This is a genomic window from Pantoea sp. VS1, assembly GCF_002207995.1.
Lineage (GTDB): Bacteria > Pseudomonadota > Gammaproteobacteria > Enterobacterales > Enterobacteriaceae > Pantoea > Pantoea dispersa.
Map to the genome: position 1 here is coordinate 173,677 of NZ_NHZE01000005.1, position 12,904 is coordinate 186,580.

The 12,904-nt window shown below is 56.5% G+C and carries 13 protein-coding genes and 1 pseudogene; 2 read left to right on the plus strand and 12 right to left on the minus strand.

What is annotated here, in order from left to right:
- Positions 1-842: 842 nt before the first annotated feature.
- Positions 843-3,267 (plus strand): annotated as a pseudogene (arcB, locus tag CBW22_RS03170) (aerobic respiration two-component sensor histidine kinase ArcB).
- A gap of 157 nt (positions 3,268-3,424) precedes the next feature.
- Here arcB and CBW22_RS03175 read toward each other — a convergent pair.
- The gene (locus CBW22_RS03175) at positions 3,425-3,769 is read right to left on the minus strand and encodes a hypothetical protein (protein ID WP_088516014.1); all 345 of its coding nucleotides are present in this window, start codon (positions 3,767-3,769) and stop codon (positions 3,425-3,427) included.
- A 306-nt stretch (positions 3,770-4,075) separates the two neighbouring features.
- On the opposite strand from CBW22_RS03175, the gene mtgA reads away from it, so the two are divergent.
- Entirely contained in the window at positions 4,076-4,798 is a 723-nt protein-coding gene (mtgA, locus tag CBW22_RS03180) for a monofunctional biosynthetic peptidoglycan transglycosylase (protein WP_031279742.1), read from the plus strand.
- Positions 4,799-4,803: 5 nt separating this feature from the next.
- On the opposite strand, the gene npr is transcribed toward mtgA, so the two are convergent.
- From npr to CBW22_RS03235, 11 genes are all read right to left on the minus strand, one after another.
- Positions 4,804-5,076, minus strand: a complete 273-nt coding sequence (gene npr, locus CBW22_RS03185; RefSeq protein ID WP_058759594.1) for a PTS phosphocarrier protein NPr — start codon at positions 5,074-5,076, stop codon at positions 4,804-4,806.
- Positions 5,073-5,927 (minus strand): RNase adapter RapZ, encoded by an 855-nt coding sequence (gene rapZ / locus CBW22_RS03190; RefSeq protein ID WP_021507744.1) that lies wholly within the window; start codon positions 5,925-5,927, stop codon positions 5,073-5,075. The genes npr and rapZ overlap by 4 nt, the downstream gene beginning before the upstream one ends.
- Before the next feature lie 52 nt (positions 5,928-5,979).
- Entirely contained in the window at positions 5,980-6,462 is a 483-nt protein-coding gene (gene ptsN, locus CBW22_RS03195; protein ID WP_031279741.1) for a PTS IIA-like nitrogen regulatory protein PtsN, read from the minus strand.
- A 166-nt stretch (positions 6,463-6,628) separates the two neighbouring features.
- Entirely contained in the window at positions 6,629-6,916 is a 288-nt protein-coding gene (gene hpf, locus CBW22_RS03200) for a ribosome hibernation promoting factor (RefSeq protein WP_010618250.1), read from the minus strand.
- 21 nt (positions 6,917-6,937) lie between these two features.
- The gene (gene rpoN / locus CBW22_RS03205; RefSeq protein ID WP_088516015.1) at positions 6,938-8,371 is read right to left on the minus strand and encodes an RNA polymerase factor sigma-54; all 1,434 of its coding nucleotides are present in this window, start codon (positions 8,369-8,371) and stop codon (positions 6,938-6,940) included.
- A 48-nt stretch (positions 8,372-8,419) separates the two neighbouring features.
- On the minus strand, positions 8,420-9,145 hold the full coding sequence (lptB, locus tag CBW22_RS03210; protein WP_010618248.1) for an LPS export ABC transporter ATP-binding protein: 726 nt from the start codon (positions 9,143-9,145) through the stop codon (positions 8,420-8,422).
- Between the two features lie 5 nt (positions 9,146-9,150).
- Entirely contained in the window at positions 9,151-9,705 is a 555-nt protein-coding gene (gene lptA, locus CBW22_RS03215; RefSeq protein WP_031279739.1) for a lipopolysaccharide ABC transporter substrate-binding protein LptA, read from the minus strand.
- Positions 9,680-10,252, minus strand: coding sequence for an LPS export ABC transporter periplasmic protein LptC (gene lptC / locus CBW22_RS03220; protein ID WP_021507740.1), 573 nt, complete (start codon positions 10,250-10,252; stop codon positions 9,680-9,682). Before lptC ends, lptA begins: the two co-directional genes overlap by 26 nt.
- The gene (kdsC, locus tag CBW22_RS03225) at positions 10,249-10,815 is read right to left on the minus strand and encodes a 3-deoxy-manno-octulosonate-8-phosphatase KdsC (RefSeq protein ID WP_021507739.1); all 567 of its coding nucleotides are present in this window, start codon (positions 10,813-10,815) and stop codon (positions 10,249-10,251) included. The genes lptC and kdsC overlap by 4 nt, the downstream gene beginning before the upstream one ends.
- Before the next feature lie 13 nt (positions 10,816-10,828).
- A complete protein-coding gene (gene kdsD / locus CBW22_RS03230; RefSeq protein WP_021507738.1) occupies positions 10,829-11,809 on the minus strand; it encodes an arabinose-5-phosphate isomerase KdsD in 981 nt (326 codons plus the stop codon).
- Positions 11,810-11,821: 12 nt separating this feature from the next.
- Positions 11,822-12,805, minus strand: a complete 984-nt coding sequence (locus CBW22_RS03235; RefSeq protein WP_058774893.1) for a calcium/sodium antiporter — start codon at positions 12,803-12,805, stop codon at positions 11,822-11,824.
- Positions 12,806-12,904 lie beyond the last annotated feature (99 nt).

Sequence of the window (12,904 nt, forward strand, 5' to 3'; positions counted from 1 at the left end):
TCAGGCACAGAGCGCTGCTGCGTGCTGTATCAATTTGTTTTCGCGCGCTTTTACGCGGACGTCGCAACACCGGACAACGACAATCAAGGCACTGATTCACGTCCTTGATTGGCTGTCCATAAAATCCGGTCTCTAAGGGAGATAACTTGCATCCAGAGGGAGTCTTCTTGCTGCATAGATATGCCGAGACACAGTCCCGACTGGAAAGCATCCAGCGGAATTCCAACTTATCGGGAAAGCGAACTCAGGTCAAATAGCCAGCTTTATTACGGTTAATCAGCCTTTTTGCGATTTAACTGTATGATTATTATGTTTTTATTACGTAAATATATGTCAATCTGACCTTTCTGATTCCCTTATGAAGTGTGAGCCGTCTCACTGTGAGATCGGCCTCATATTTCCAGACCATGCTGTTGAATGTGGGGATGCCAGCACAAAATTCTGTTTGGACCGTTTCGTGCACAGCATGTATCTGTTTTTCTTATGGCGGAACATTTGAATCAAAACGCGGTTGCCATTAGTAAAATTAATTAACCAGGATGTGATTAAAACAGCACTTAATCTGAATGGATATGCAATAACGGAAGGCAACCATCAGGAGGGATGGCTGCAGAAAGCGGATGCGCCGGGCACGCGGCACCGGGACCCGCAAAAGCGCGGCCCTCCAGATTATTCAGTTAGCAGAATTAGTCAAGCGCTTTAGGCATAAAGGCGCGAACGTCGGCGAAACGCCGCGCTGCTGCACCATAACAGGGCGTAAAGTCAGTCCGCACGGCGCGTGCGGCGGCGCAGCGCGCAGATAATTACGCTATGATGAGCCAGATTCGTTCAGGGAGCGCGTAATGAAACAGATTCGTCTTTTAGCACAGTACTACGTGGATTTAATGGTCAAGCTCGGGCTGGTGCGGTTTTCGCTGCTGCTGGCTTCGGCGCTGGTGGTGCTGGCAATGGTGGTGCAGATGGCGGTCACCATGGTGCTGCGTGGCCACGTTGAAAGTATCGACGTGGTGCGTTCGGTGTTTTTTGGCCTGCTGATTACCCCGTGGGCGGTCTACTTTCTCTCCGTGGTGGTCGATCAGCTGGAGGAGTCGCGCCAGCGGCTGTCGAAGTTGGTGGACAAGCTGGAGGAGATGCGCACGCGCGACCTTGAACTGAATCAGCAGATGAAAGAGACCATCAGCCAGCTGAACCAGGAAATCAGCGACCGTATTAAAGCAGAGCAGGCGCGCGAACAGGTGATGGATAAGCTGCGCGAAGAGATGACGCGGCGTGAACAGGCGCAGATTGAGCTGGAGCAGCAATCTTCCTTCCTGCGTTCGTTCCTCGATGCCTCGCCCGACCTGGTGTTCTATCGCAACATCGACAAACAGTTCTCCGGCTGTAACCGCGCCATGGAACTGCTCACCGGCCTGAGCGAGAAGCAGCTGATTGGCCTGACGCCGCGCGACATTTATGACGAAGATGCCGCCACCAAAGTGCTGGAGACCGATGAGAAGGTGTTTCGCCACAATGTGTCGCTCACCTATGAACAGTGGCTACAGTATCCGGACGGGCGCAAAGCCTGCTTTGAAATCCGCAAAGTGCCGTATTACGATCGCGTCGGTAAGCGCAGCGGCCTGATGGGCTTCGGACGCGATATTACCGAGCGTAAGCGCTATCAGGACGCGCTGGAGAACGCCAGCCGTGAAAAGACCACCTTTATCTCCACCATCAGCCACGAGCTGCGTACGCCGCTTAACGGCATCGTCGGGTTGAGCCGTATCCTGCTGGATACCGATCTCAATCAGGAGCAGCTGAAGTACCTGAAAACTATTCACGTCTCGGCCATCACCCTCGGCAATATCTTTAATGATGTGATTGAAGTCGACAAGATTGAGCGGCGCAAAGTGCAGCTGGATAACCAGCCGCTGGATTTCACCGGCTTCCTCGCCGACCTGGAAAACCTCTCCGGCCTGCTGGCGCAGCCGAAAGGGCTGAAGTTCGTCATGGCACCGGAACTGCCGCTGCCGCACAAGATCTCCGCCGACGGCACGCGCCTGCGCCAGATTCTGTGGAACCTGATTGGCAATGCTGTGAAGTTTACCCGGCAGGGCGAAATCGTGGTGCGCGTCGCCTATCGCCAGGACGAAACGCTGCACTTTGAGGTGCAGGACTCCGGGATGGGCATTCCGCAGGAAGAGCAGGACAAAATCTTCGCCATGTATTACCAGGTAAAAGATCAGCACGGCGGTAAACCGGCCACCGGCACCGGGATTGGCCTGGCGGTGTCACGCCGGCTGGCGCAGGCGATGGGCGGCGATATCACCGTCAGCAGCGCACCGGGTCAGGGCTCGTGCTTTACCGTGGAAATCCACGCGCCGCGCGTGGCGGATGAAGTGGAAGATGAGGATCAGGACGACAGCATGCCGCTGCCGGCGCTGCACGTGCTGCTGGTAGAAGATATCGAGCTCAACGTGATTGTGGCGCGCTCGGTACTGGAGAAGCTGGGTTGCAGCGTGGAAGTGGCGATGACCGGCGGTGAGGCGCTGGCGATGTTCGATCCGCAGGAGTTCGACCTGGTGCTGCTGGATATCCAGCTGCCGGACATGACCGGCCTTGATGTGTCGCGCGCCATTCATCAGCAGCACGCCGGCGTGACGCTGCCGCCGCTGGTGGCGCTGACTGCCAACGTGCTGAAGGATAAAAAAGAGTATCTCGATGCCGGCATGGACGACGTGCTGAGCAAACCGCTGGCGGTGCCGGCGCTGACCGCGATGATCAAGAAATTCTGGGATTACCAGGCCGAAGCCGAAGCGGTGGTGAGTGACGCCGACGCGGAACAGTCACGCACGCTGCTGGATGTGGACATGCTGGAGCAGTATATCGAGCTGGTTGGTCCGGGGCTGATCACCCAAAGCCTGACGATGTTCGAGCAGATGATGCCGGGTTATCTTGAGGTGCTGGACTCCAACATGATGGCGCGTGATCAGAAGGGCATCGCCGAAGAGGGGCACAAGATCAAAGGCGCGGCGGGCTCCGTCGGCCTGCTGCATCTGCAGAAGCTGGCGAAACAGATTCAGTCACCGGAATTGCCGGCCTGGTGGGATAACGTGCAGGAGTGGGTTGACGAGCTGAAGCACGAGTGGCGGCACGACGTTGAAGTATTACGGAACTGGGTTGCGGAGCGTGAAAAATAGCGCGGGCCAGAAAAAAAATGACCCCAGTCGAAACCGGGGTGCGCGAATACTGCGCCAACACCAGGGAAATGGGCGCTGCTGCTATTATTAGAAATCGAATACAAAAGCAACAGCGTGGTATTGGTTAACGCTTCAAAATCACCTTAGCAAATTCGCCACAGCTTGTGACAAGATTCATTAAATTGTGTGATGTTGAGCAGCGTTTAAATACAGAAAACATTAATTTGCTGACACAGTCAAGCAAGGAATCAATTTCTTTGGCGTATTGCACTATTTTTGAGCAAATGTTCGCTTTTTTGCCTGGTTTTCCCACAGTCGCGGTCCGGAAAGTGCTGCGCGGCGAAGGGAAACAGCAAAAAGCGCAGCGCAACGGCTGTTTTTGTGCTCATGTTATTGATTCTAATAATGAATAACCAGATTTTGTGGCGGTTATCCAAAACGTTTTGGAAACCCCCGGCTGAAAGTTCCAGTTCGGGCATTGAACGGTTAGCGTAAACCGGATGGGCGGTAAAACGTTTTACAGGTTGCGCCCTGGCCTGAAGCGTAATTGTCGCTATTTGCGCCGTGTTTTTCAGAATGGTCTCGGTTGTCAATCAACATCTTCACTGACTACTAAAGATGATAGTTAAACATCGTGAAAGGTTTAACGTGAGCGGTATCACAATCGGTTAAGTATTTATGCCCGTGCGCGCTGCGCGATTTTTCTGCATGGAACCGATTCCTTTTTGCCGGAAGTACTTGATGCGACTGGCTCTAATAGAGGAACGATGGTTGCCCGCGCAATGAGTTTGGCTGGTGGTCGCGATGCCGCAGAGATAAAATTCCGGCTTGCATCACCGCTATTTGAAATCATGACCTGAGTAATTGATTAATCCAGGGAACCGGTAAGAGACGATTGCATGAGTAAGAGTAAAGGGAAGATGGTCCAGCGCCTGAAGCGGCTGGCTGGCAGGGTGCTTCTGGCATGGCTGGGTCTGTGGCTGGCCGGCATCGTGCTGTTCGCATTTTTGCCGGTGCCGTTTTCGGCGGTAATGGTGGAGCGGCAGCTTGGCGCGTGGTTCAGCGGACGCTTCGATTATGTCGCGCATTCAGACTGGGTGGGAATGGATGAGATTTCACCGTGGATGGCGCTGGCGGTGATCGCCTCGGAAGATCAGAAGTTTCCTGAGCACTGGGGCTTTGACGTGCATGCCATTCAGCAGGTGCTGGACAATGACGGCAGCGAACGGATGCGCGGCGCATCAACGCTGTCTCAGCAGACGGCGAAGAACCTGTTCTTGTGGGATGGCCGCAGTTGGGTGCGCAAAGGGCTGGAGGCCGGGCTGACGGTGGGGCTGGAAACGGTTTGGACCAAACGCCGCATTCTGACAGTCTACCTGAATATTGCGGAATTCGGGAACGGGGTGTTTGGTGTGGAAGAGGCATCGCAGCGCTATTTCCACAAGCCTGCCAGTCGGCTGAGCATGGCGGAAGCCGCTTTGCTGGCGGCGGTGCTGCCGAATCCGATTCGCTTCCGCGCGGATGCGCCTTCCGGCTACATTCGTCAGCGCCAGCAGTGGATTATGCGCCAGATGCGCCAGCTGGGCGGCGAGGGCTTCCTCAACCGTTACCAGCTGCACTGACGCGGTTAATCTTCGTCAAAACCGGCTTCAAACAGCTCAATGACCGCGGCCAGCGCCTGGGTTTCCTGCGGGCCACTGGCCTCGATTTCGATATGACCGCCTTTAGCGGAGTCGAGCATCAGTAGCGCAATCACGCTGCTGGCTTCGGCTTCGGTACCGGCCTCGTTACGCAGCAGCACTTCCGCATCAAAACTCTGCACCAGCTCAAACAGCTTCATCGCCGGGCGCGCATGCATACCCAGCTTATTTCGAATCTCAACGGTTTGCTTCACGGTCATGATTTGCGTTTTTCCAGGGTGCGATGACGGGACTGCACATTTTTTCCGCGCGAACGGAAATAGTCTGCCAGCTGTTCGGCAATGTAGACCGAACGGTGCTTACCGCCGGTACAGCCAATCGCCACAGTCAGATAGCTGCGGTTATTGGTTTCCAGCATCGGCAGCCACAGCTCGAGATAGCTGCGCGTCTGGTAGATAAAGTTGTGCACTTCGGTGTGACGATCGAGGAAGGCCGCCACCGGACGATCGAGCCCGGTCATCGGACGCAGCTTCGGATCCCAGTGTGGGTTGGGCAGAAAACGCACGTCAAACACGTAATCGGCATCGATCGGGATGCCGTGCTTGAAGCCGAAGGATTCAAACACCATGGTGAGTTCACGCTCACGCTTGCCCAGCAGGCGCGTGCGCAGCATTTCTGCCAGCTCATGCACCGACATCTCTGAGGTATCGATGATCAGATCCGCACGCGAGCGCAGCGGCTCCAGCAGATCGTTCTCCTCATCAATGGCGCTTTCCAGCGACAGATTTTTGCTGGAGAGCGGATGCAGGCGGCGCGTGTCGCTGTAGCGGCGGATCAGCGTGTTGCGATCGGCGTCCAGAAACAGCAGCTGTGGCGAGAACGCTTCCGGCAGATTGTTCAGTGCCTGCTCAAACACCTCCGGTGATTCCGGCATGTTGCGCACGTCAATGCTAACCGCCGCTGAGATATTGCGCTCGGTTAAGGTGTTCGCCAGCTCCGGCAGCAGCACCACCGGCAGGTTATCGACACAGTAGAAGCCCATATCCTCAAGGGCGCGCAGCGCGACTGATTTTCCTGAGCCTGACCGACCGCTAACGATCATCAGCACCATCACATTTCTCCCGTGTTAAACCGGCACGCAGGCCGGTAAAAGTGTCTGTCGCTTAAGCGTGATCTTCCTGAGCTTCTGTAATGATGGCGTAGAGCTCTTCATCGCTCTGTGCCGCGCGCAAACGGCGGCAGACGGTTTTATCCGCCAGGCGTTTCGCCACCAGCGACAGGGTGTGCAGATGGGTTTTGCACTGGTCTGCGGGCACCAGCAGGGCAAACAGCAGGTCAACCGGCTGGTTGTCGACGGCGTCAAAGGCGATAGGCTGGTCGAGGCTGATAAACACGCCAACGGCGCGCAGCGTATCCTCCTCCAGCTTGCCGTGCGGGATGGCGATGCCGTTGCCAATGCCGGTACTGCCCATGCGTTCACGGGTCAGGATGGCTTCAAAAAGCGTCTGGTGCGGCAGATTGAGCTGCTTAGCGGCCAGCTCGCTGATAATTTCCAGCGCGCGCTTTTTACTCTGGCAGTGTACGCCGCTGCGGGTGCAGTCCAGCGAAAGGACCGCGCTCAATTCCAGTGTCAGATCGTTGTTCATCATCGTTTCACTTGCGTGTTCACATAGCCGTAAGGCACGTACCGGGACACCGCGAACGGGCAGGGCAGGTGACTGCAGGCGCTTGCGCAGATGACAAAACGGGGCGGTGACCCGCCCCATTTCTCCTCTGAGTGCTGAACCCGTCAGCACTCTGCAAGCGTGAAGGTTAGTGTTTTTTCAGTTTGTCTTTGTGTTTGGTCAGCTGACGGGCCAGCTTGTCAATCAACCCGTCGATGGCCGCGTACATGTCTTCCGCTTCCGATGTGGCGTGCAGCTCCCCGCCGTTGACGTGCAGGGTTGCTTCCGCAATCTGCGTCACCTTCTCCACTTTCAGAACAATATAAACCTGATTGATACGATCAAAATAGTGTTCCAGTTTGGCAAATTTGTTATTTACAAATTCGCGCAGTGGGTCGGTTATCTCAACATTCAGTCCGGTAAGGTTTAGCTGCATAGGTCTTCCTTCTTGTTTCGGTCAAACCAGCTGCTTGCGCTGGTTTGATGGCGGTATAGATAAAGACTCGCGATACTTAGCAACCGTACGTCGCGCCACCATGATGCCCTGTTCAGATAACATGGAGGTCAGTTTGCTGTCGCTCAAGGGTTTTGCGGGATTTTCCGCGGAGATTAATTTTTTCACCAGTGCACGGATCGCCGTCGACGAGGCTTCGCCACCGCCTTCGGTGCTGACGTGACTGGAGAAAAAATACTTCAGTTCAAAAATGCCACGCGGGCTGTGTAAATACTTTTGCGTGGTGACGCGGGAAATGGTGGATTCATGCATATCAACGGCCTGGGCGATATCCGCCAGCACCATCGGACGCATATGCTCTTCACCCTGTTCAAAAAACGCCTGCTGCTGTTCGACAATACAGCGCGTCACTTTCAGCAGCGTGTCGTTGCGGCTCTCCAGGCTCTTAATCAGCCAGCGGGCTTCCTGTAAGTTGCTGCGAATAAACTGACTGTCACTGTCATTACGTGCAGAACCGCCCATCGCGGCGTAATGCTGATTGATTTTCAGGCGCGGCAGGCTGTCAGCGTTCAGCTCCACCGTCCAGCGCGTGCCAGTCTTGCGCACCAGCACATCGGGAATCACATACTCGGGCTCGCTGGTATTGATGGACTGCCCGGGGCGCGGATCGAGCGACTGAATCAGCAGCATCGCTTCCTTCAGCACCTCTTCTTTCAGCCGCGTCACGCGCATCAGGCTGCGGAAATCATGGTTAGCCAGCAGGTCGAGGTGCTCGCTGACAATCAGCCGTGCTTCGTTCAGCATCGGCATATCGGCCGCATACTGCGACAGCTGCACCAGCAGGCAGTCACGCAGATCGCGTGCGCCAACGCCCACCGGATCGAAACGCTGTACGCGCTTCAGCACCGCTTCCACCTCTTCCAGCGTCAGCTCTTCGTCACCAATACTGTCACAAATGTCCTGTAAGCTGACGGTGAGATAACCGGTATCGTCGATGGCATCGACGATGGAGGTAGCGATGGCGCGGTCGGTGTCGGTGAACGGCGTCAGTTCCACCTGCCACATCAGATAGTCCTGCAGCGACTGCGTGGTTTCACCCTGATACACCGGCAGCTCATCGTCCTGGTAATCGGTGCCGGTACCGGAGGGCGTACCGGCCGTGTAGATCTCGTCCCAGGTGGCATCGAGCGGCAGCTCTTCCGGCATCTCTTTCTGTTCGAGTGCCTCACGGGTATCTAACGCCTCGTTCTCCTGAAATTCGCGGGCGTCGACTTCATCGTGCAGATCGGTTTGTTCAAGCAGCGGATTGCTTTCCAGCGCCAGTTGCAGTTCCTGCTGGAGTTCAAGCGTAGAGAGTTGCAGCAAGCGGATTGCCTGCTGCAACTGGGGGGTCATCGCCAGCTGTTGGCTGAGCCTGAGTTGCAAACCTTGCTTCATAATCCGGCTAGAATTTCCTAAGCAAATGTCGGGTATGCCGACACCTTATCAGAGTCTGAACTCTTCGCCCAAATAAACCCGCTTAACCTGCTCATCTGCAAGAATTTCATCTGGCGTGCCGTGGGCAATCAGATGGCCCTGGCTGACGATATATGCGCGCTCACACACCGCGAGCGTTTCACGCACGTTGTGGTCGGTGATCAGCACGCCGAGGCCGCTGTCACGCAGGTGTTCGATGATCTTTTTGATATCGATAACGGAGATGGGGTCAACGCCGGCAAAAGGTTCATCCAGCAGGATAAACTTTGGATTGGCGGCCAGCGCACGGGCAATCTCGACGCGGCGACGTTCACCGCCTGACAGCGCCTGGCCCATGCTGTCACGCAGATGGCCGATGTGGAATTCGTCCATCAGCTCATTGGCGCGATCCTGACGCTGCTCTTCCGTCAGGTCGTCACGCACCTGCAGTACCGCCATCAGGTTGTCGTAGACGCTCAGACGGCGAAAGATCGACGCTTCCTGCGGCAGATAACCGATGCCGCGCCGCGCGCGCGCATGCAGCGGCAGAATACTGATATCTTCTTCATCAATAATGATGCGGCCGGCATCGCGCGGCACGATGCCGACCACCATGTAGAAGGTGGTGGTTTTACCGGCCCCGTTGGGGCCCAGCAGGCCGACAATCTCGCCGGATTTCACCTGCAGGCTGACATCTTCTACTACGCGACGGCCTTTGTAGGCTTTCGCCAGGTTTTCAGCGACTAATGTGGCCATAGCGATCAGTTACTCTTTTTGGGGCTCGCAGACGAACCGTTTTTATCCTGCAGCTGCGACGGCACCAGCACGGTGGTGACGCGCTTGCTCTGGCCCTGACTGTAGGCCTGCATTTTCTGCTCTTTCACCAGATAGGTGATGCGATCGCCTTTGATGTTGCTGTCCTGCTGCTCGATAAAGGCGTTGCCGGTCAGCTCGACGAAATCGTTGGCCAGCTCATAGTGCAGTTTGGCGGCGTGACCCTGCACCGGTTTGCCGTTGTCCTGCATCTGATAAAAGGTGGCCGGATTGCCGTAGGCATCAACGATGGTTTTGTTGCTGTCGCCGCCGGGACGGGTTACCACCACTTTATCGGCGGTAATTTTGATGGTGCCCTGGGTCACGATCACGTTGCCGGTAAAGGTGGCGACGTTACCCTGCAAATCGAGCGCCTGGTTCACCGAGTCGATGTTAACCGGCTTGTCCGAATCGCCCGTTAACGCCAGCGCCGGCAGGCTGGTTGCCAGCAGCGCACTCACCAGCAGCAACTTAAGGCTATTTTTGTTCATTTTGAATTTCATAGGAGGTTTTGACCTTTTCAAGCAGCTCGGCATTCTTTGTCCGTAGGTTGCCGCGCATCTTCATGCCAGTGGAGTTAAAACTGCGGCCAAATAGGGTGACCTGATCGTCAGACGTCACATCCTGGCTGACCAGATTAACCTGAGCATTATCCGTGATGATGCGCTCAAGCTGGGAATCCTGCGTCAATGTGTGTACTTCAACGTGGCCATAAAGATACAGCATACGATCTTTCGTCAGCTTTGCCTTGTCAGCACGAACCGACCACGTGGGCACTTTGTTTTCGTCGTAAGTGGTCATCACCGGATTATCGAACCAGCTCACTTCTTCGGCCGAAAAGTAGGTCACTTTATCCGAGACCAGCTTATAGGCCAGCGCACCCGTCGGGTTATACACCACGGTGCTGGAGTTGGCGCTGGTGTAGGTCGGCGCCTGATCGTTGGTCGCCACCGGCGTGGCGCTGTCGTCCTGGTTGGTAAGATTCCAGCCGATCAGCACCAGGGCGATCAGCGCCAGAATCAGCGTTATCCAACGCCTGCTTTTACTCATACTGATTGCCCTTTGGCATCCTCAAATTTGTTCTGCGCCAGCAAAATCAGGTCGCATAGCTCACGTACTGCACCGCGACCGCCAGCAATGCGCGTCACGTAATGCGCGCGCGGCAGTAACACCGGATGCGCATCGGCGACGGCCACGCTCAGACCCGCCTGTGCCATTACCGGCCAGTCGATCAGGTCGTCACCAATATACGCGACCTGGTCTGCCGATAGTGACAGTTTATCCAGGAGTTCGCGCCAGGCCAAAAGCTTATCCGACTGTCCCTGGTAAAGATGCGTAATGCCGAGCGTTTTACAGCGATCTTCCAGCAGTTTAGCGCGACGGCCGGTAATAATAGCCACTTCGATGTCCGAGGTCAGCAGGCAGCGCACGCCGTAACCGTCGCGCACGTTAAAGGCCTTTAGCTCTTCACCGCTGTTGCCCATGTAAATCAGGCCGTCGGACATCACGCCGTCGACATCGCAAATCAGCAGGCGGATGTTGGCCGCCCGCGCCATCACGTCGGCGCTCACCGGGCCGTAGCAGGTGTCGACCATCGTGGTTTCAGCACTCATTGTTGTTTCCCGTTCAGACCACGCCAGCGCGCAGCATGTCATGCATATGTACCACACCGAGCAGGCGATCGTCATCGGCCACCAGCAGCGCAGTGATGTTTTTGTTTTGCATCAGATTAAGCGCGTCCACCGCCAGCAGGTTAGGGCGCACGCGAATCCCGCCGCGCGTCATCACATCCTGGATGCGGGCCGACTGGAAATCGATGCCCATATCGAAGATGCGGCGCAGGTCACCGTCCGTGAAAATCCCTTCGATTTTCATCAGGTCGTCGACAATCACCGTCAGGCCGAGGTTTTTGCGCGTGATTTCCAGCAGCGCGTCGCGCAGCGAGGCGTCACGGGTGACGTGGGGAATTTCATCGCCGCTGTGCATAATGTCGCTGACGTGCAGCAGCAGTTTGCGCCCCAGTGCGCCGCCCGGATGCGACAGCGCGAAATCTTCCTGGGTGAAGCCGCGCGCTTCCAGCAGCGCCACCGCCAGCGCATCGCCCATCACCAGCGTGGCGGTGGTGCTGGAGGTCGGTGCCAGCCCGAGCGGACAGGCTTCCTGCGGCACCTTCACGCATAAATGCACATCGGCAGCCCGGCCCATGGCGCTCTCCGGACGGCTGGTCAGGCAAATCAGCTGCACTTTCTGCCGTTTGAGCACCGGGATCAGCGCGAGGATTTCGCCTGACTCGCCGCTGTTCGAGATGGCGATCACCACATCGTTGGTGCTGACCATGCCGAGATCGCCGTGGCTGGCTTCACCCGGGTGGACGAAGAACGCCGGCGTGCCGGTACTGGCGAAAGTGGCGGCCATCTTCTTGCCGATATGGCCGGATTTGCCCATGCCCATCACCACCACTTTGCCACGGCAGGCAAAGATCATTTCGCAGGCGCGGCTGAAGTCGGCGTTAATATACTGATCGAGCTGTTCCAGCCCTTCGCGTTCAATGCGCAGTACCGCTTTACCTGCCTGCTGGAAGTCGAAATCCGGTTGCTGATGTGACATGGTCAGTCATCCTTAATAGCTTGCGATAAGCGTGGGGCTGAGCCACAGCCACAGCACCCACACGATAAATCCACCTAACAGCAGCGTGCCCGCTACGCGGCCGATGCGGCGCTTGCGCAGCAGGCACAGCAGGGCGAACAGCACGCTGACGCCCAGCATAATCCAGTAATCCCGTGCAAAGGCGTGCGCATCGATCGCGCCGGGATGCACCAGCGCCGGCAGGCCCAGCACAATCGCCAGATTGAAGATATTGGCGCCAATCAGGTTGCCGATGGCGATATCGTCTTCGCCTTTCAGCGCGCCGGCCAGCACCGTGGCCAGTTCCGGCAGACTGGTACCGACAGCAATCAGCGTCAGTCCCATCACCAGTTCGCTAACGCCGAAGTAATCCGCAAACACCGTGGCGTTGTCGATCACCATGCGCGTCGACATCGGCAGAATAATCAGCGCCACCGCCAGCCAGAGAAACGCCACCGTGTTGCCGCTTTCGTCGCGCGGCAGCTCCGCCAGTTGTTCACGCGTCAGGGTGTCATTATTATCGCGCTCGGCCCGCCGGGCGATGCGGATCGCCACCAGCAGATAACCCAGCGCCAGCAGCAGCAGTGCCACGCCATCCAGCCGGCTGAGCTGGTTATCAAACAGCATGATGCCGCTGAGCAGTGAGACCAGCAGCAGCAGAGGGAGTTCGCGGCGAATCAGATTGGAGTGTACGGTTAAAGGGTGCAGCAGCGCAGCGCCACCCAGAATCAGCAGAATATTGGTGATGTTCGAGCCCAGCGCGGTACCCACGGCTAAATCCATCTGACCATGCTGCGCGGCAGAGAACGAGACGATCAGCTCCGGCAGTGAAGTGCCAATGCTCACCACCGTCATGCCAATGATCAACGGGGGAATGCCAAGGGATCGACACAGGATCGCGGCGCTGAACACCAGGCGGTCAGCTCCGTAAGCCAGTAAAATCAATCCGATAAACAGCAGGGCAGTGGCTACGAACATGAAAAATCCTTGATGGATAACGGTGCCGGCAAACCTTGTCCGACAGGTAAAAGCAGTGCGCGTGCGGAATCAGGCGCTGATTTTGACTGTCTGAGAGGC

Coding starts and splice junctions, on each gene's coding strand:
- rpoN (WP_088516015.1), bottom strand. CDS start 8,371: ATGAAGCAAGGTTTGCAACTCAGGCTCAGCCAACAGCTGGCGATGACC.
- npr (WP_058759594.1), bottom strand. CDS start 5,076: ATGACCGTGAAGCAAACCGTTGAGATTCGAAATAAGCTGGGTATGCAT.
- lptB (WP_010618248.1), bottom strand. CDS start 9,145: ATGGCCACATTAGTCGCTGAAAACCTGGCGAAAGCCTACAAAGGCCGT.
- hpf (WP_010618250.1), bottom strand. CDS start 6,916: ATGCAGCTAAACCTTACCGGACTGAATGTTGAGATAACCGACCCACTG.
- lptA (WP_031279739.1), bottom strand. CDS start 9,705: ATGAAATTCAAAATGAACAAAAATAGCCTTAAGTTGCTGCTGGTGAGT.
- CBW22_RS03235 (WP_058774893.1), bottom strand. CDS start 12,805: ATGTTCGTAGCCACTGCCCTGCTGTTTATCGGATTGATTTTACTGGCT.
- kdsC (WP_021507739.1), bottom strand. CDS start 10,815: ATGAGTGCTGAAACCACGATGGTCGACACCTGCTACGGCCCGGTGAGC.
- kdsD (WP_021507738.1), bottom strand. CDS start 11,809: ATGTCACATCAGCAACCGGATTTCGACTTCCAGCAGGCAGGTAAAGCG.
- rapZ (WP_021507744.1), bottom strand. CDS start 5,927: ATGGTGCTGATGATCGTTAGCGGTCGGTCAGGCTCAGGAAAATCAGTC.
- lptC (WP_021507740.1), bottom strand. CDS start 10,252: ATGAGTAAAAGCAGGCGTTGGATAACGCTGATTCTGGCGCTGATCGCC.
- ptsN (WP_031279741.1), bottom strand. CDS start 6,462: ATGAACAACGATCTGACACTGGAATTGAGCGCGGTCCTTTCGCTGGAC.
- mtgA (WP_031279742.1), top strand. CDS start 4,076: ATGAGTAAGAGTAAAGGGAAGATGGTCCAGCGCCTGAAGCGGCTGGCT.